A 17,416-nucleotide genomic window follows, 5' to 3' on the forward strand; every position below is an offset into this window, starting at 1 on the left:
GCATCCGGGCATGGCAAGGCGGATGCGTCGATGTGGACTGCATGCATTGGAAGCCCTGCTCAGGAAGTGGACGCCGCGACCGCGTTCGGCTGCGGATGACTGGCCGTTGTGGCTAGGCTATGCAGACGAAGTGCTGTTATGTCTGCGGGAGCCACCATGCGTGATTCACTGAAACAGAAGATCGTTGCGGTCTGCGATGCGAAGATCGCGGCGAAGGGGCCGACGGTCGGGGTGTCGTTCTATGCGTTCTTCGCCAACCGCAATGACGACCCTGAGTTGTTGATGGAAGCGGCTACGTGGTGGATCTCGATCCAGCGCCTGGATCATTTCGAGAAGGCTGAGAAGGTGAAGGCGCTGGTGCTGGCTGAGGGCTGACGCCCCTTGGGTTTCTTCAGTTTGGTTCCGGCCGTACGGGGATGCTGCTTCGGCTTACCCTCTCCCCAACCCCTCTCCCGGAGGGAGAGGGGCTTGAAGCGGTAGTGCCGAGCCATGCTCGGCAGGGGCTTGCCCGGTAACGCCTCAAAAGCTGCCCTCACCCCAACCCCTCTCCCGCAAGCGGGAGAGGGGCTTGAAGCGAAAAGCGGGAGAGGGGCTTCAGGGCTTATGCCTCGTAGGCCGATTCGCCGTGGGTGGTCACGTCCAGGCCGGTGCGTTCGGCCTCTTCACTGACACGCAGGCCAACCAGCGCGCGGACCACCAACAAAACCACCGCCGTCACTACCGCCGACCACAACACGGTGAAGCCCACGCTGACCACCTGCACCCACAGCTGATGGCCGATATCCAGATCAGCCTTGGTACCGCCCAGCGACTGCGCACTGAAAACACCGGTGAGGATGGCGCCCACAATGCCGCCCACGCCGTGCACGCCGAACACGTCGGCGGTGTCGTCGGCCTTCAACAGCCGCTTCAAGCCGGTCACGCCCCAGACGCAGACCATGCCGGTGACAAAACCAATCACGATGGCGCCCAACGGTCCCACCGTGCCGCAGGCCGGGGTTACACCAACCAGGCCGGCAACCGCACCCGAGGCCGCGCCCAGCGCCGAGGGATGGCCCTTGGTGATCGCTTCCACCAGCGTCCAGCCCAGCACCGCGGCGGCCGTCGCCAGCACGGTGTTGATGAAGGCCAGCGAGGCCACGGTGTCGGCAGCAGCGGCCGAGCCGGCGTTGAAACCGAACCAGCCCACCCACAGCAGCATCGCGCCGATCCAGGTCAGCGGCAGGTTGTGCGGCTTCAACGCGGTCTGGCCATAGCCCAGGCGCTTTCCGACGAACCATGCGGCCACCAGGCCGGCAACACCGGCGTTGATGTGCACCACGGTGCCACCGGCAAAGTCGATCGCGCCCATCTCACCCAGATAGCCGCCACCCCAGACGATGTGCGCCATCGGGATGTAGCTCAGGGTGAACCACAGCGCGGAGAACAGCAGCACCGCGCGGAACTTGATGCGCTCGGCGAAGGCCCCGACGATCAGTGCGGTGGTGATGCCGGCGAAGGTCGACTGGAAGGCGACGAACAGGAAATCCGGCAGGCCTGCGATCGGCGTATTGCCCACCGAGTCCGGGGTGAAGCCCTCGAGGAAGGCGAACTCGGTAAAGGAACCAAAGAACTGGTTGCCCGCACTGAACACCGCGCTATAGCCATAGGCCACCCACAGCATCAGCACCAGCGAGAACACCACCAGCACCTGGCTGAGCACCGACAGCACGTTCTTGGCCCGCACCAGGCCGCCATAGAACAGGGCCAGGCCGGGTACCACCATCATCAAGACCAGCAAGGTGGCGGTGAGCATCCACGCCACGTCGCCCTTGTCGAAGCTGGCTGCAGCCTCTGCCGCAGCGGCGGGTACGGCCGCTGCCGGCAGGGCCGCCGCTTCCGTCGTGCTTGCAGGCGGGGCCTGCGTGTCCTGTGCCCATGCCGTACTGGAAAACATACCCAACAGCAGCACGCTGAGCATGAAAGACAGGCACAGGCCTCCGAACCGGGTGTTCAACCCGGTGAAAAATTCCGTTCGCATTGTCGACTCCGGTTGTGGGGGTGGAACCTGCCAGCGACCCGTTGTCATCTGGCGGTCGCTGCCGCCGGAGGACGGGGCGGTGCGGTTCTTACAGCGCGTCTGCGCCTGTTTCGCCGGTGCGGATACGCACCACCTGCTCAAGCGCGGTAACGAAGATCTTGCCGTCACCGATCTTGCCGGTGCCGGCGGCGCCCTGCAGCGCTTCGATCACCGCCTCGACGTTGTCGTCGGTGACGGCGGTCTCGATGCGGATCTTGGGAAGGAAATCGACGACATATTCAGCGCCACGGTACAGCTCGGTGTGGCCTTTCTGCCGCCCAAAGCCCTTGACCTCGGTGACGGTGATGCCGGAAACGCCTGCGGCGCCGAGGGCTTCACGCACTTCGTCGAGCTTGAATGGACGGATGATCGCGGAGATTAATTTCATGCGCATGTCCCGATGTGGAGGAGACCGGCCTGCGGCTGCGGGCCGGCATCGTGTCTTCCACCGGCCGCTGTGCGACCGCTGGCTGTTGCGCCGAACGCATCATGGACCTGGCTGTTGCCACCGGCCGTATTGCCGGCTGCCACAACCACGCGGGAGGGAGGACTGTCCCATGCCGCGCGCTCGGATTCTCTTGCCCCTGCAGGTGTGTTGCCGGCTGCTGCATACCTTTGTGCTCCCCAGCAACAAAGGCGGCGGCGATGACGCAGATGGGAGGGGGAGGGTCCACGCCACCGCCGCCTAATAACAGCCAGTAACTGCACCTGGTGTTGCCGGCGGCCAGCACGCTGTACTGGCCGCCGTTACATCAGCTTGCGTAGTACAGCTGGTATTCCAGCGGATGGGTCGCCGCGCGGAACGCGGTGACTTCCTTCATCTTCAACGCGATGTAGGCATCGATGAAGTCGTCGCTCATCACGCCACCGGCCTTGAGGAACTCGCGGTCCTTGTCCAGTGCTTCCAGCGCCTGGTCCAGCGAGGAGCAGACCTGCGGGATCAGCTTCTCTTCTTCCGGCGGCAGGTCGTACAGATCCTTGTCGCTCGGTGCGCCCGGGTCGATCTGGTTCTTGATGCCGTCCAGGCCGGCCATCATCAGCGCGGTGAAGGTCAGGTAGCCGGACTGGATCGGATCCGGGAAGCGCATTTCGATGCGGCGGGCCTTCGGGTTGGACACCCACGGAATGCGGCACGACGCCGAGCGGTTGCGGGCCGAATACGCCAGCATCACCGGTGCCTCAAAGCCCGGTACCAGGCGCTTGTAGCTGTTGGTGCCGGAGTTGGTGAAGGCGTTGATGGCACGGGCGTGCTTGAAGATGCCGCCGATGTACCACAGCGCCATCTGGCTCAGGCCACCGTAGCCATCACCGGAGAACAGGTTGGCGCCGCCCTTGGCCAGCGACTGGTGCACGTGCATGCCGCTGCCGTTGTCGCCGACCAGCGGCTTGGGCATGAAGGTCACGGTCTTGCCGTTGCGGTGGGCAACGTTCTTGATGACGTGCTTCATGCGCTGCAGTTCATCGGCCTTGGTGACCAGGGTGTTGAACTTGGCGCCGATCTCGCACTGGCCGGCATTGGCCACTTCGTGGTGGTGCACTTCGACCTCGATGCCGACCTTTTCCAGCACCTTGCACATCTCGGCGCGGATATCGTGCAGCGTGTCGGTCGGCGGCACCGGGAAGTAGCCGCCCTTCACGGTCGGGCGGTAGCCGCTGTTGGTGCCTTCGTAGCTCTTGCCGGTGTTCCAGGCGCCTTCCTCGGAGTTGATCTTGAAGAAGGTGTGGCCCATGTCGTTGGCGAACTGGACCGAATCGAAGATGAAGAATTCCGGCTCCGGGCCGAAGAAGGCCAGGTCGGCGATGCCCGAGGACTTCAGGTACGACTCGGCGCGCTTGGCGATGCCGCGCGGGCAGCGGCCGTAGCCCTGCATGGTGGCCGGGTCCAGCACGTCACAGGTCAGCACCAGGGTCGGGTCGGCGTAGAACGGGTCCAGGTAGGCGCTGTCGGCGTCCGGCATCAGCACCATGTCCGACTCGGCGATGCCCTTCCAACCGGCGATGGAGCTGCCATCGAACATCTTGCCTTCCTCGAACAGCGACGGCTCGATGATCGAGACCGGGAAGGTCACGTGCTGCTCGATGCCACGCATGTCGACGAAACGCAGGTCGATGAACTCGATCTGGTTGTCCTTGATCAGCTTCTCAACGTTTTCCAGGGACATCGGGTGAAACCTCGGATGGGTGGTGATGTGCCTGTAATACAGCAAACCCCGTGCCAACTTTCACGACGACGTAACGCATTGTTTTAATTGGGTGAACCCACCAAGTGGCGCAGAATGAATGCACCATGATGGTGCGCACATCATACGATCGCACCGTTCGGGTGCGCCGCCCGCAATGCTCTATGCTGTGCCCGCCTCCCAACACGCCGTTCCCATGTCCGACCTGCTCTCCGCCCTGCTATTGGGCATTCTTGAAGGCCTCACCGAATTCCTGCCCATCTCCAGCACCGGCCATCTGCTGATCGCCCAGCATTGGCTGGGCACCCGCTCGGATTTCTTCAACATCGTGATCCAGGCCGGCGCCATCCTCGCAGTGACCCTGGCCTTCCGCGAACGCCTGTGGTCGCTTGCCACCGGCCTGAACCAGCATGAGAACCGCGACTACGTGATGAAACTGGGCGTGGCCTTCCTGGTCACCGCCCTGGTTGGCCTGCCGGTACGCCTGGCCGGCTGGGAACTGCCTGAAACCGTGACGCCCGTGGCCTGGGCGCTGGTGATCGGCGGTGCCTGGATGCTGGTGGCCGAGCGCTTTGCCTCCCGCCTGCCCGACAGCGAGACAGTGACCTGGAAGGTCGCCATCGCGGTGGGCCTGGCGCAGGTCGTCGCCGGTGTTTTCCCCGGTACCTCGCGCTCGGCGGCGGCCATCTTCCTGGCCATGCTGCTCGGCCTGACCCGCCGCTCGGCAGCGGCCGAGTTCGTTTTCCTGGTCGGCATCCCCACCATGTTCGCCGCCAGCGGCTACGCCTTCCTTGAACTGGCCAAAGACGGCAAGCTGGGCAGTGAGAACTGGACCGATGTCGGCGTAGCCTTTGCCGCAGCGGTGGTTACCGGTTTCATCGTGGTGAAGTGGCTGCTGGGCTACATCAAGCGCCGCCCCTTCACCGGCTTTGCGCTATACCGCATTGCCCTCGGCATCGGCTTGCTGCTGTTCTTGCCTGCTGGAAACTGAATGCGACACGACGGTATTGACCCCGGTTCCGCCTGCGGACCGTTTATCGCCCCGAACCTTTTCACTCTCGCAAGGAGTTCCACATGAAGCGCATCCTCCTCCTGGCCCTGCCGTTTGCCCTGATGACCGCCTGCAGCAACCCGCCGGCCGCCAAGGACAGCGACAGCACCCCGGCCCCGGCCGCTGCTCCCGCCACTGCGGCCAGCAGCCTCGATGCTGCCCAGCTGACCGCCAACCACTGGCTGCTGGAGAACGCCGTGGACGCTGCCGGCAAGCGCATCGACGGCCTGCTGGTGAACCCGGACAAGCCCGTCACCCTGGACTTCAAGGACGGCCGCCTGTCGGTCAGCAATGCCTGCAACCGCATGGGCGGCAGCTACACCCTGGAAGGCGACAGCCTGAGCCTGGGCGGCATGATGTCCACCAACATGGCCTGCGCAGGCAACTTGATGGACGTGGAGCGGCTGATCGGCGAGCGCCTGCAGAGCAAGCTGACGGTGCGTTCGCTGGATGCCTCGGCGCTGACCCTGGTCGCCGCCAATGGCGACGTGCTGAGCTTCCGCGCCGAGCCGACCGCCGAGACCCGTTATGGCGGCGAAGGCGAGACCGTGTTCATGGAAGTGGACGCACAGACCAAGCCCTGCCCGCACCCGCTGATGAAGGACGCCACCTGCCTGCAGGTGCGTGAGGTGAAGTACAACGAACAGGGCCTGGAACAGGGCAAGCGCGGTGCCTACGAAAATTTCTACGGCAACATCGAGGGCTACAAGCACGAGCCGGGCGTGCGCAACGTGCTGCGCCTGAAGCGCTTCCAGATCAAGAATCCGCCGGCCGACGCCCCGTCGCAGGCCTATGTGCTGGACATGGTGGTAGGTTCGGAAATGGTGAAGTAAGCCCGCAGGGCTTTCGCAGACAGAAAGGGCGCCTTGCGGCGCCCTTTCTGTTTTGTAGAGCCGCCCCATGCTCGGCTGGGAAAGCTTCATCTATAGAGCCGAGCCATGCTCGGCTGGGGAACGCTTCACCTGTAGAGCCGAGCCATGCTCGGCTGGGGCATTACCGGGAAAGCCTCTGCCGAGCATGGCTCGGCACTACACCCCCTCCCTTGCGCCGAAGGCGGAGGGGAGGGTTGGGGAGGGGTTGCTCCTGCCTCTTGCCGAGCATGGCTCGGCACTACCTTGGCATTGCTGGCAAGGCCCCTTGCCGAGCATGGCTCGGCACTCCATGGTCAAGCCAGCGCTTTGTTCAACGTGTACGTGCCATGCACCGCTGCTTCGGCCAGCACATGGCCCTGCATCGCGCGTTGCACATCAGCAGCGGTGAACGCACCCTCAACCGGCAACCGCTCCACATCCAGCGCGAAGAGGCGGAAGAAATAGCGGTGCACGCGCTCGTCGTTGAAGGGCGGGTACGGGCCGTCATAGCCGTAATACGTGCCGCTCATCTGCGCATTGCCGGCAAACCAGCCGGTGTAATCGTTGATGCCCTGGCGTGCACCGGCCGGGCCGGCCGGTTGCGCCTTGCCGTGCGCGGTGAAGCCGTCGCTGCAGCTGCCGGCAGCAATCTCACGCAGCTCGGCAGGAACATCCACCATCACCCAATGCACGAAGTCGGTGCGCGGCTGGTCCAGCGGGATGCTGACGTCGTCGCGACCCACCAGCTCGGCCACTGTCGGCACATCCGGGTCCACGCAGATCAGTGCGAACGACCGCGTACCCGCCGGCACATCCGTCCATGCCAGCTGCGGATTACGGTTGCCGGCAAAGCCGTCGGCTTGGCCCGCGGCAAACTCGGCCGGAATGGGCTGGGCGTTGCTGAAACTCTGGCTGTCCAGTTTCATCGGGTCTCCTGGGATCAGACTTCGGGGTAGCCCAGCCGCACTGCGACCGGGGTGAGATACAGGAACTCGGCTGACAACACCTTGGCGTACCTGCGCCAATGCCCCGCTTCGATGGTACGCGGGCCAAGGCTGCGCACCGGCGGGAAGCGCAGGCCGAACGCCTGCTCCATCAGTGCACCCATTGCTGCTGGATCGTTGACCGCGTCATCGGTACGCAGGATCAGGTGCGGGTACAGGTCCTTGTCGTGCAGTTCGATCACCTGCTCCATCGAACGCGCCAGCCATTGCGCCGCATCCATCGAGGAGGTCAGTGCCAGCGGTGCCGGCGAGCCCAGCGCCAGCCACTCGATCAGCATGTCGCGCGGATCACGCACCGCCACGACCATGCGACCTTCGGGCAGCTGCGGGCGCAGCGCCCACAGCAGCGCGTTGTCCCACCACAGCAGCCAGTCGATGATGTTGCCATCCTCGATACCACGGCTGGGCAGCTGCTCGCGCCACTGCTGTACCAACTGCTCGGGGCTGAGCACGTCGGTTGCAAGGCGCTGCAGGGTCAGGAAATTCTGGAAAGCGTCGGTGGGCGGGGTCGGGCCAAAGCGGTCGCCCCGCAGCACGCGGCTACCGGCTCCCATCACCGTGGCGACGCGCTCCACCCCCGAACCTGGCGCTCCCCACAGAAACATGGGACGCATGACGGTACTGTCGGCCACCTCGCCCATTGCCGGCCACTCCGCCGGTGCCTTGGCCTGCTGCGGCAGCGGCAGGCGACTGGGTGCCAGCTCACTGTGCACGCGCAGCCAGGTGTCCACCGCGCCTGCCGGATCATTGGCACGGTCCTGGGTGGCACCCAGCCAGGTGCGCAGGGAGATGCGTGCCGGTTCCGGGGCCTGTTCCAGCAGCGCCTGGATGTGCGCCACCGCCGCGGCCGGTTCGCGCACCAGCAGCGCCTCGACAATGCGCTGCTCGCCGCTGAGCCGACCCGGCTCCAGCGCTACGATGCGCCGCGCCAGTGCTTCGGCTTCATCGTGCTGCTGGTTCATGTCGTGCAGGCTCATGCGCGCTTCCAACGCAGGAACGTGCTCCGGCATTGCCGCCAGCCAGCGTTCCACCACTTCCACCGCTTCCTCGCTGCCCACCTGGGCAATGGCCAGGCGGGCCAGCCACAGGTCATGCAGCTGGGTGTGCTCCTGCAGCACCGCTTCCAGCGTGGTCCGCGCTTCCTCGTCACGGCCCAACCGCTGCCAGGCAACCAGCATCATCTGCAGCACCGCGCGCTCGCCGGGCAGTTCGGCCAGCAGCGGGTGCAGGTAGTCCAGCGCCTGCTGCGGCTGGCCCGCGGCCAGCTCCAGCTCGGCGGCCAGCCTGCGCATGCCGGTGGTGTTGCCCTGCGGCGTCGCCAGGACTTCGCGCAGCACTTCCGCGGCACGGTCCAGGTGGCCTTGGCGCAGGGCCAGCTGCACCAGCAGGCCGCGCAGGGAATGATTATCCGGGCTCAGCTCCAGCACGCGGCGGAACGCCTGCTCGGCGAACGCCACCATCTCCTTGCCCAGGTACGCAAAACCCAGCGCGTACAGCACGCGCGGGTCGTTGGGCAGCTGCGCGGCGGTAGCCGACAGAACGGCCAGGGCGCGATCTGCGTCCCCCCGGCGCAATGCCACCATGCCCTGCAGCGCGCCCAGCTCGGGGCTGTCCGGATCCACGCGCTCGGCAAGGCGCAGCAGGCGCTCGGCTTCATCCACGTCGTCGCGGCCAAGTGCCAGGTGCGACTGCATGACGTAGGCGGAGAATTCGTTGGGGTTCAGGGTGGTGGAACGCTCCAGCGCCTGCCCGGCCGCGCCGATCTGGCGTTGGGCCAGCAGCAGGCCGGCGTGCTGCAGGTGCAGGGCGGCATCGTCCGGTGCCAGCGACAGGGCCTGGGCCAGCGCCGCCTGCGCGGCTTCCAGCTGGCCCTGCTGCTGCAGCGCCAATGCCAGCCAGCGGTGGGCTTGGGCCTGCTGCGGCTCGGCGGCGACCCAATCACGGGCCAGGGTCACGGCCTCATCGGCCGCGTTGCGGCGCAGGGCTTCAATGATGGTGTCTTGCATGGCGGTCCAGCGTCAGCGCAAAAAACGCATTGTAGCGGGCGCGGCCGCCGCCACGGTTCAGCCGGCGACAGCCGCCGCCAGCTGCTGCGCTACCCAGCGCTCGGAGAAACCATCACCGCGCAGGTTTTCAATGAAGCCGCAGTGCCCCCCCCAGCGCGCGATCTGCAGGCTGGCATGGGCCGGCAGCTGCCAATCGTGGAAGGTGGTGAACGGGATCACCGGGTCGTCGGCTGCCATCAGGATGTCGGCCGGCACCTGCAATGCGGCCAGCTTGGTGCCGGCGATCGAATAGCCGTCGAAGTAATCCTGCAGGGTGTTGAAATCGGTATGCCGCTGTACCAGCCAATCGGTGAGCGCGCGGATATCCAGCTTCAGCACGCTGTCGTCGCAGTCGGCCAGCTCCGGGAACAGTGCACGCTTGCGGCGCAGCGAGCCGGTCCACTTGCGGCGGAAATACCAGTCGTACATCACCGGCCCGCGCTCGATGCTGTCCATGGTGATGGCCGGGTCCAGCACCGGGCAGACCGAGGCCACGTGCTGCAGCGGCACCCCGGCCGCCGGTGCGTGCAACGCCAGCCGCAGCACGAAGTTGCCCCCCAGCGAGTAACCGGCGGCAACCATCGGCAGGCCGGGGAAACGGCGGGCGACATCGGCGGCAGCGTTGACCACTTCCCCGATGCGGCAGGAGTGGAAGATGCCGGGATTGAGATGGTGGGTATTGCCATGGTCGCGGAAGTTCAGCCGCACCACCGCGAACCCGCGCTCCAGCATGCGCGCGGCGGTCATGCGCATGTAGCTGGACTCGGCACTGCCTTCCCAGCCGTGCAGCAACAGTGCCAACCCCTGCGGCGTGCTGCCCGGCACCTGGCTGTGCCAGGCCTGCAGACGCACACCGTCGCCGCCGTCCAGGATCAGTTCGCGGGTCAACGCGCCGCTGCGCGCCAGCAGCTGTTCACCGCGGCGCAGGCGTACCCGGCTGGAGGCCAGCATCGATTGCAGGTGCGGACTGCGCAGCCAGCGCGGCGGTTGGTACTCGGCGGCAATCAGCATGGCCATGCCGTCGACGGGATCCAAACAACGGTGGCATGCAGCGACGGCATCGCCTCACGGCCCTTCCATCACCGCCACGATGCGCGCACGCGAGGTCTCGGCGATGCGCCGGCGTCCTTCCAGGTCGTGGCTGCCGATCGGCTCCAGGAAGTGCACCTCGGCGCGGCGCGCCGGCTCACCCAGCAGCCGCAGGAAATTGCCGAAGAAGCTTTCGCCTGGCCCGAATGCCACCATGGTCTGCGCATCGCCACGCACGCCATAGCGCAGGGCGACCGGCTGCACCGGCACGTTGGCCTCGACCGCGGCCTGGAAAATACGCGCGTGGAACGGCCCCACTTCGTGCCCGCCACGGGTGCGTCCTTCCGGGAATACCGCCACCGGCCGCTGCTCGAGCAGACGCTTGACCATCTCGTCCATCACCCCGCCCAGCGACTCGGTGTTGCCGCGCTGGTGGTAGATGGTATGGCCGCGCGTCGCCAGCCAGCCCACCAGCGGCCAGCCGGCGATCTCGCGCTTGGCCACGAACCCCACCATTTTCTGGCTGTGGATCATGCAGATATCGACCCAGCCCACGTGGTTGGCGACAAACAGCACCGCCCCCGGCAAGGGTTGACCATAGCGCTGCAGGCGGAAGCCGAAGATCCACATCAGCCAGCCCGACCACCAGCGCACGATACGGTGCTCCAGCGGATCGGCGGCACCCCCCATGCGCCCCATCGGCGGCGTCATCAGCAGCAGGGTCAGGGGCAGGAACAGGACGATGTGAACCAGCAGCAGCGGGACGCGGTACAGGTAGCGGAACACGCGAGCCACACCGCCCTGGCGGGCGGGTCGGGGGGAAGTCATCCGCTCACGATACCGGATGCGGTCAGGCTTCCGCCAGCGCGCCCCATCCGGGTCCAGTTTGGGGGCATACTCCGGCAAAAGGTGTACTGGTCCACAGTCTTGGGCAGGAACGGGGGTTTCCTACCCACATGTTCTGGCTCTTACACCTTTCGTGCCCGCGAAATGTGTAAAACAGGTATCCAACGTTCAGGGGAGCGGAGAAATGGATCGGCAGCCGCTGTTGCCAGCCGAGGACGTGCTGCGGTTCTTCCCGGCTGCGCTGGAGCAGGTCAGCAGCGGGGTGATCCTGTTCGACGACCAGAACACCATCCTGTACTTCAACCGGGCCATGGAGCTGATCTCCGGCTGGCCGCGCGAGCAGGCATTGGGGCGCAACCTGGGCATGCTGGCCCCCGAAGCCATGCGCGCGCGTTACGACACCCGCAACTACCCGGGCGCCAGCAACCGCGTGCAGGAACTGGCCGCCACCCCGCACGACATACAACTGGTGCGCAAGGACGGGAGCACCTGCTGGATCAGCACCACCCTGTCGCAGGTGACCAGCGAGGGCCGCGACCTGCGCATGGTGCTGATCACCGATGTCACTGCCCGGCGCGAAGCGCAGGCCCGCGAGCGCCTGCTTTCGCTGGGCTTCGACGAGACCCAGAGTGCGGTGTTGATCACCGACCCGGCCGGTTGCATCGAGCACGCCAACAAGGGGTTCCGCCGCCTGTTCGGCTTCCTTGACAGCGAAGCCGCCGGGCAGTTCGTGCCCAACCTGCTGGCGCCCGGGCGCCATGAGCCGGAGCAGATCAAGGCCTACCGTGCGCGCCTGCAGGCCGGCCAGCCCATTCGTGCCGACGAGCGCCTGTTCCGCAAGAACGGGCAGCCACTGTGGTGCTCGGTCAGCACCAACCCCATTTTCGATGACTACGGCAAGCTGGTGAACCTGGTCATCGTGCTGATGGACATCACCCGTACCAAGGTGCACGAGGTACTGCAGCACAAGATGCTCGACGCAATGGTGCGCGAGGTGCCTACCGTCGAAGTGATGCAGATGATGTGCACCGAGGTGGAGAAGATCGCCCCGCAGGTACTGTGCTCGGTGTTGCGTGTGGACGAGGGCAAACTGCGTACGCTGGCCGCCCCCAGCCTGCCGGAAAGCTACAACCGCCTGGTCGATGGCGTGCCGGTCGGCCCGCGTACGGGCAGCTGCGGCACCGCCGCCTACACAGGCCAGATGGTGGTGGCCCGCGACATCGCCACCGATCCCAACTGGGAGGGCATCAGCGCACTGGCGCTGCAGCACGGCCTGGCAGCGTGCTGGTCGACCCCGATCAAGTCCAACGACGGCCGCGTGCTTGGCACCTTTGCCTTCTATTACCGGCAACCGCACGAGCCGGACAGCTTCCACCGGCGTCTGGTCGAAGTGATCGTGCACCTGTGCGCGCTTGCACTGGAGCGCGAGGAAGCACGCAACCGTATTCGCCGGTTGGCCTTCTACGACGACCTCACCGGCCTGCCCAACCGCAGCCTGTTGCACGCACAGGCCGACCAGGCGATCACCGCCGCCAGCCACAACGGGCAGCGGCTGGCGGTGTTGTTCATCGACCTGGACCGCTTCAAGCAGGTCAACGACTCCTTCGGCCACCCCGGTGGCGATGAGCTGCTGCGTACGGTGGCGCGCCGGTTGCAGGAAGAAACCGGACCGATGGATATCGTCGGCCGCCAGTCCGGCGACGAGTTCGTGGTGCTGCTCAACCCCTGCGACGTTGCCACCGCCAGCGAACGCAGCGAACACCTGCTGCGCATGCTGGGCCAGCCCCTGCAGCTGGGCGAGGTGGAGATACGGCCTTCGGCCAGCATCGGCATCAGCGTGTTCCCGCACGACGGCACCAACATGGATGCCCTGCTCCACCACGCCGACGTGGCGATGTACCAGGCCAAACACAACGGCCGCAACCGGGTGCGCTTTTACAGCAGCGAGATGGACGAGTGCGCGCAGGAACGCATGGCGCTGGAGGCCGCACTGCGCGAGGCACTGGAACAGGGCCAGCTGCAGCTGCACTACCAGCCCCAGATCGACATCCAGAACGGCCGCCTGCACAGCGTGGAGGCACTGGCGCGCTGGCATCACCCGCGGCTGGGCAGCGTGCCGCCGATCCGCTTCATCCCCTTGGCTGAAGAAGCCGGGTTGATCGGCGACCTGGGCCGGTGGGCCCTGCAGGAGGCCTGCCAGCAGCTGCACCGCTGGCGCATGGACGGGCTGGAGGTGCCGTCGGTATCGGTCAATCTGTCGCCGACCAATTTCCACAACCCCGGGCTGCCCGACACCATCGCCCAGATCCTGCGCCAGCAGGCGCTGCAGGCGTCGGACCTGACCCTGGAGATCACCGAGGACGTCTTGCTCGATGGCGACCCCACTACCCTTCAGGTACTGCGGCAGGTGCATGCACTGGGTGTACGGCTGTCGATGGATGACTTCGGCACCGGTTATTCCAGCCTGAGCTACCTGCGCCAGTTGCCGGTCAGCGAATTGAAACTGGACCGCAGCTTCGTGCATGGCATCGAGGCCGACGAGGTTGCCAGCGCACTCACCCAGGCCATCGCCCATATCGGCCAGAGCCTGCAGCTGAAGGTGGTCGCCGAAGGCGTGGAAAGCGCCGAGCAGCTGCGCCTGCTGGGCGCGCAGGGCTACCAGATCGCACAGGGCTTCCACTTCACCCCGGCCTTGCCGGCACCGGCACTGGCGGACTGGGTGCGCGAGCACCTGCCCACGGCGGCAATGGTTTAGGCAAGCACCGTAGTGCCGAGCCATGCTCGGCATGGGGCTTCACCGGTAATGCCCATTGCCGACCATGGGTCGGCACTACCACACCCGGCGACCGCCACACCTTGGGCGATAGCCGAACGCTGACGCACTACTGTAGTGCCGAGCCATGCTCGGCATGGGGCTACACCGGCAATGCCCATTGCCGACCATGGCTCGGCACTACCACACGGCAATCGCCACGCGTTGGGCGATAGCCGAACGCTGACGCACTACCGTAGTGCCGAGCCATGCTCGGCATGAGGCTTCACCGGTAATGCCCTTTGCCGACCATGGGTCGGCACTACCACCCGGCAATCGCCACGCGTTGGGCGATAGCCGAACGCTGACGCACTACCGTAGTGCCGAGCCATGCTCGGCATGAGGCTTCACCGGTAATGCCCTTTTGCCGACCATGGCTCGGCACTACCACACGGCAACCGCCACGCGTTGGGCGATAGCCGAACGCTGACGCCTACTGTAGTGCCGAGCCATGCTCGGCAGAAGCTTCACCGGCAATGCCCTTTGCCGACCATGGGTCGGCACTACCACAGGCGGTCACCGCCGCCTGTTGTATCGCCCGCACCTAGCCCGTGGCCACAACCGCCAAGGTCAGCCGCGAAATGCACACCGGCTTGCCGGCCTCGTCCTCGATGCGGATCTCCCACACCTGGGTGGTGCGGCCCACATGCAGCGCGCGCGCGGTGCCGGTCACCACGCCGCTGCGCGCGGCGCGCAGGTGGTTGGCATTGATTTCCAGCCCCACGCAGACCTGCTGCGCCGGGTCCACACACAGGTTGCCGGCGCTGCTGCCCAGGGTTTCAGCCAGTACCACCGAGGCGCCACCGTGCAGCAACCCATACGGCTGTTTGGTGCGCGCGTCCACCGGCATGGTTGCCTGCAACCAGTCCTCACCGGCGGCGGTGAACACGATGCCGAGGTGATCGATCAATGTATCGCGGCTGAGGGCATTGACCTGCTGCAGATCAACCGGCTGGCGGAATACTCGTGACATGCGTGCACCTGCGTTGGACGGGGGTTACAGAATCGGTACCAGGCCTGCACCAAAGGCGGTGAGCATGCGCACCAGCAGCCACTTGGGGCCGACGTCCACTTCCGGGAAGTCGCCTACCGCGCTGTAACAGGCATGGAAGCCCGGGTCCTGCCGGCGCAGCGGCTGCGGGCAGTCCGGGCCCGGCTTGAATTCGTAGTCGGTGGCATAACGCCACGGCCAGAAATCCAGCACCGGCAGCGCCTCGGAGGCCTTGCCGATGCTGTAGTTGAGCCCCGACAACACCGGCGGCTTCTGCCGCGGGGCCACCACCCAGGAGTTGTCCGGGTGCACATCGCGCAGGATGCTCTGCGCCAGGGCTTCGGCGAACCGCGGGTCGTTGATGATCACCGCACCTTCGGTGTTGTAGTTCTCACTGCGCGGATCGAAGTTGTGGGTGCCGATCACCGCGATGCGGCGGTCCACCACCATCGATTTGGCGTGCAGACCCATGCGCGCGCCCTTGCGGGTCACCGGCAATGGTCGGTTGACCGCACGCGTTCCCAGGAAGGACGGACGGGTTTCGGTACGCAGCACATCGCGCTCCACCTCGCTGCCGTTGACCGAGGGCTTGCGGCCGGAACCACTACCACGCACGTTGCTGCCTGCCGCGCTGCCACCGATCACCCGGTTGCGCTCAGGTACTGGCGGCAGGCCATCCAGTGCCGGCGGCAGCAGCTGCCGGTAGTCGATCGGCGCATCCAGCGGAAAGGGCTTGTACTCGTAGATGTTGAAGCCCAGTTCGCGCAGGTTGCGGCGTTTGTACTTGTAGGACAGCGCGTAGACGATGGGGTTGTCGGTAGCCGCCAGGCTGTTGGTCGACACCACCACCCGCGGTGGCTGGTCACGCTTGCGCAGGTCCTTGAACAGCTTCTGCGCGGGCTTGGACAACACCAGGTACGGCGTCTGCAACAGCACTTCGCTCTGCGCCGAGGCGATCAGCGCATCCAGGCGCGGCTCGGTCAGGTGCTGGCCGGCGAGCGGTTCTTCGGCGCGCTCACGGCGGTGCTTGCGTGGCAGGTCGGCGACATAGCTCACCGATTGCACCGGCAAGGCAGTGGCGACAAAGGCCTGGTTGATGAAGTCCGGATCGGCCGCCTCCTCGTCCACCCGCTCGATGCGCTCCGGGTGCAGGAAGGACGCCTCCGGCAGCGCCGGCACCCCGCCACGCAGCAATGCCTTGCCCACGTCGTTCAGGCGTTCGGCCGGCACGCTGCGCCGCGCCACCCAGAAGGCCTGGAAGTTTGCGGCCATCTCCCGCACTTCCGGGCCGGCCACGATAACGTCACGATCACGGAAGTTGTATTCCCGATCCCAGTCGTAATAGTCGTCCTGGTAGTTGCGGCCGCCCACCACGCCGAGCACGTCGTCGATCACCAGCAACTTGTTGTGCATGCGCTGGTTGAAGCGCCGGAAGCAGCACAACACGCTGCCGGCATAGTCCAGGTAGTTGAGCTTGGCCTTGCCGAAGGTGGGGTTGTAGACGCGCAGCTCGAAGTTGGCATGGGCGCCGGACAGGGCGCTGAGCATGTGCACGTCCGAGATCGCCGATAACTGATCGATCAGCACCCGTACCTTGACTCCGCGTGCGGCGGCGGCCAGCAGCTCGTCGATGACCATGCGCGCACTGTCATCGGTATCGAAGATATAGGTCTGCAGGTCGACGCTGCGGGTGGCGCTGCGGATCAGGTTCAAGCGTGCCACCAATGACAGCTCACCCTCGTCCAGGATGGTGGCGTAGTGGCGCGGGGCCTGCGCGGTGGATTCAGCCATGGCCTGCCCACCCAGCGCGCGCAAGGGTGAATCCAGCGCGCAGCGGTCGGCGCGCTCGCAGTTGACCTCGGTGGACCGGGCAGCCACGGCAATGCCTTGCGCCTGGTCGCGCTGCTGCTGCGACAACGAGGCACAACCACCGGCCAGCAACAGGGCCAGCACCAGCGACAGGCGGACGACAAAATTCACGGTTTGGGGGCGCTTTTCAGGCGCGTACGCAGTACGAATATCACTCGATCACTCAGGGCCATCTGCCAGGCGTCCATGCCGTACAGGCTCCGGGAAACGGTGCCGCGGCTGACGAGGTCGCAATCATAGCCGGGCCTGTCGCATTCAGGTTTGCCCAGAAACATGGTCTCGCGGCGGCTGATACCGCGGATGGACAACCGCCCTGGCACCGGCCCGCCAGTTGCGGTGATGCCCGGCAGGTAGGGGTCCGAATCGAACTCCACCACCGGATAGCGCGCGGCGTCGAAGAAATCCTCCCCACGCATCCAGCCGGTATAGCGCGGCTTGCCAGGGATCTCGACGTATTGGGCAAACATCCTCAGCCGCACCTGGTGGCGGCCATCGGGCAACTCGGTGATCCAGCCCTCGAAACGCGGGAACTCCCCCTCCACCCGTTGCCCGAAGCGGGTGCGGATCTCGAAGCCAAAACGTGAACGCGCCGGATCGAACGGTAACGGCTCGGCCGCCAGGGCCGAGCCGCAACATATCAGACCTGCCAACAGCAGCCCGTACCGCACTGACCGCATGG

14 protein-coding genes are annotated in these 17,416 nt (G+C 65.9%); 4 read left to right on the forward strand and 10 right to left on the reverse strand.

Annotated elements, in window-relative coordinates:
• The first annotated feature begins 156 nt into the window (after positions 1-156).
• Positions 157-375, forward strand: a complete 219-nt coding sequence (locus tag B2527_RS13140) for a DUF6500 family protein (RefSeq protein ID WP_293714182.1) — start codon at positions 157-159, stop codon at positions 373-375.
• Between the two features lie 226 nt (positions 376-601).
• Here the strand turns inward: B2527_RS13140 and amt are convergent, their stop codons facing one another.
• The 3 genes from amt to glnA all read right to left on the reverse strand — a co-directional run bounded on the left by amt (position 602) and on the right by glnA (position 4,221).
• On the reverse strand, positions 602-2,020 hold the full coding sequence (gene amt, locus B2527_RS13145; RefSeq protein WP_293714184.1) for an ammonium transporter: 1,419 nt from the start codon (positions 2,018-2,020) through the stop codon (positions 602-604).
• Positions 2,021-2,108: 88 nt separating this feature from the next.
• Positions 2,109-2,447: a P-II family nitrogen regulator gene (locus tag B2527_RS13150; protein WP_057627937.1), complete on the reverse strand. Its 339-nt coding sequence runs from the start codon at positions 2,445-2,447 to the stop codon at positions 2,109-2,111.
• A 364-nt stretch (positions 2,448-2,811) separates the two neighbouring features.
• On the reverse strand, positions 2,812-4,221 hold the full coding sequence (glnA, locus tag B2527_RS13155; protein WP_293714188.1) for a type I glutamate--ammonia ligase: 1,410 nt from the start codon (positions 4,219-4,221) through the stop codon (positions 2,812-2,814).
• Between the two features lie 214 nt (positions 4,222-4,435).
• On the opposite strand from glnA, the gene B2527_RS13160 reads away from it, so the two are divergent.
• On the forward strand, positions 4,436-5,230 hold the full coding sequence (locus B2527_RS13160) for an undecaprenyl-diphosphate phosphatase (protein ID WP_293714190.1): 795 nt from the start codon (positions 4,436-4,438) through the stop codon (positions 5,228-5,230).
• Positions 5,231-5,313: 83 nt separating this feature from the next.
• Positions 5,314-6,123: an META and DUF4377 domain-containing protein gene (locus B2527_RS13165; protein WP_293714192.1), complete on the forward strand. Its 810-nt coding sequence runs from the start codon at positions 5,314-5,316 to the stop codon at positions 6,121-6,123.
• 332 nt (positions 6,124-6,455) lie between these two features.
• Here the strand turns inward: B2527_RS13165 and B2527_RS13170 are convergent, their stop codons facing one another.
• Genes B2527_RS13170 through B2527_RS13185 form a run of 4 tightly spaced genes read right to left on the reverse strand, consistent with a single transcriptional unit; the run spans position 6,456 to position 11,047 of the window.
• Positions 6,456-7,067, reverse strand: a complete 612-nt coding sequence (locus tag B2527_RS13170) for a YbhB/YbcL family Raf kinase inhibitor-like protein (RefSeq protein WP_293714194.1) — start codon at positions 7,065-7,067, stop codon at positions 6,456-6,458.
• A gap of 14 nt (positions 7,068-7,081) precedes the next feature.
• The gene (locus B2527_RS13175) at positions 7,082-9,151 is read right to left on the reverse strand and encodes a tetratricopeptide repeat protein (RefSeq protein WP_293714196.1); all 2,070 of its coding nucleotides are present in this window, start codon (positions 9,149-9,151) and stop codon (positions 7,082-7,084) included.
• A gap of 57 nt (positions 9,152-9,208) precedes the next feature.
• A complete protein-coding gene (locus B2527_RS13180) occupies positions 9,209-10,198 on the reverse strand; it encodes a YheT family hydrolase (protein ID WP_293714251.1) in 990 nt (329 codons plus the stop codon).
• 57 nt (positions 10,199-10,255) lie between these two features.
• Positions 10,256-11,047 carry a lysophospholipid acyltransferase family protein gene (locus B2527_RS13185; RefSeq protein ID WP_293714198.1) on the reverse strand — a complete coding sequence of 264 codons (792 nt, stop codon included), beginning with the start codon at positions 11,045-11,047 and terminating at the stop codon, positions 10,256-10,258.
• A gap of 202 nt (positions 11,048-11,249) precedes the next feature.
• Between B2527_RS13185 and B2527_RS13190 the strand changes: the two genes are divergently transcribed.
• A complete protein-coding gene (locus B2527_RS13190) occupies positions 11,250-13,820 on the forward strand; it encodes an EAL domain-containing protein (protein WP_293714200.1) in 2,571 nt (856 codons plus the stop codon).
• 601 nt (positions 13,821-14,421) lie between these two features.
• Here the strand turns inward: B2527_RS13190 and B2527_RS13195 are convergent.
• From B2527_RS13195 to B2527_RS13205, 3 genes are read right to left on the reverse strand one after another with little or no spacing between them, the layout of a single operon-like run.
• Positions 14,422-14,850 (reverse strand): hotdog fold thioesterase, encoded by a 429-nt coding sequence (locus tag B2527_RS13195; protein WP_293714202.1) that lies wholly within the window; start codon positions 14,848-14,850, stop codon positions 14,422-14,424.
• Positions 14,851-14,874: 24 nt separating this feature from the next.
• Positions 14,875-16,848, reverse strand: coding sequence for a phospholipase D family protein (locus B2527_RS13200; protein WP_293714204.1), 1,974 nt, complete (start codon positions 16,846-16,848; stop codon positions 14,875-14,877).
• The gene (locus tag B2527_RS13205; protein WP_293714206.1) at positions 16,845-17,414 is read right to left on the reverse strand and encodes a YceI family protein; all 570 of its coding nucleotides are present in this window, start codon (positions 17,412-17,414) and stop codon (positions 16,845-16,847) included. Before B2527_RS13205 ends, B2527_RS13200 begins: the two co-directional genes overlap by 4 nt.
• Positions 17,415-17,416 lie beyond the last annotated feature (2 nt).

The sequence above is a fragment of the Stenotrophomonas sp. UBA7606 genome (assembly GCF_002477705.1).
Taxonomy (GTDB): domain Bacteria; phylum Pseudomonadota; class Gammaproteobacteria; order Xanthomonadales; family Xanthomonadaceae; genus Stenotrophomonas.

Excerpts from the sequence above, each read along its gene's own strand:
- B2527_RS13175 (WP_293714196.1), bottom strand. The coding sequence starts at position 9,151 with ATGCAAGACACCATCATTGAAGCCCTGCGCCGCAACGCGGCCGATGAG.
- amt (WP_293714184.1), bottom strand. The coding sequence starts at position 2,020 with ATGCGAACGGAATTTTTCACCGGGTTGAACACCCGGTTCGGAGGCCTG.
- B2527_RS13195 (WP_293714202.1), bottom strand. The coding sequence starts at position 14,850 with ATGTCACGAGTATTCCGCCAGCCGGTTGATCTGCAGCAGGTCAATGCC.
- B2527_RS13160 (WP_293714190.1), top strand. The coding sequence starts at position 4,436 with ATGTCCGACCTGCTCTCCGCCCTGCTATTGGGCATTCTTGAAGGCCTC.
- B2527_RS13205 (WP_293714206.1), bottom strand. The coding sequence starts at position 17,414 with ATGCGGTCAGTGCGGTACGGGCTGCTGTTGGCAGGTCTGATATGTTGC.
- glnA (WP_293714188.1), bottom strand. The coding sequence starts at position 4,221 with ATGTCCCTGGAAAACGTTGAGAAGCTGATCAAGGACAACCAGATCGAG.
- B2527_RS13185 (WP_293714198.1), bottom strand. The coding sequence starts at position 11,047 with ATGACTTCCCCCCGACCCGCCCGCCAGGGCGGTGTGGCTCGCGTGTTC.
- B2527_RS13190 (WP_293714200.1), top strand. The coding sequence starts at position 11,250 with ATGGATCGGCAGCCGCTGTTGCCAGCCGAGGACGTGCTGCGGTTCTTC.
- B2527_RS13150 (WP_057627937.1), bottom strand. The coding sequence starts at position 2,447 with ATGAAATTAATCTCCGCGATCATCCGTCCATTCAAGCTCGACGAAGTG.
- B2527_RS13170 (WP_293714194.1), bottom strand. The coding sequence starts at position 7,067 with ATGAAACTGGACAGCCAGAGTTTCAGCAACGCCCAGCCCATTCCGGCC.
- B2527_RS13140 (WP_293714182.1), top strand. The coding sequence starts at position 157 with ATGCGTGATTCACTGAAACAGAAGATCGTTGCGGTCTGCGATGCGAAG.
- B2527_RS13165 (WP_293714192.1), top strand. The coding sequence starts at position 5,314 with ATGAAGCGCATCCTCCTCCTGGCCCTGCCGTTTGCCCTGATGACCGCC.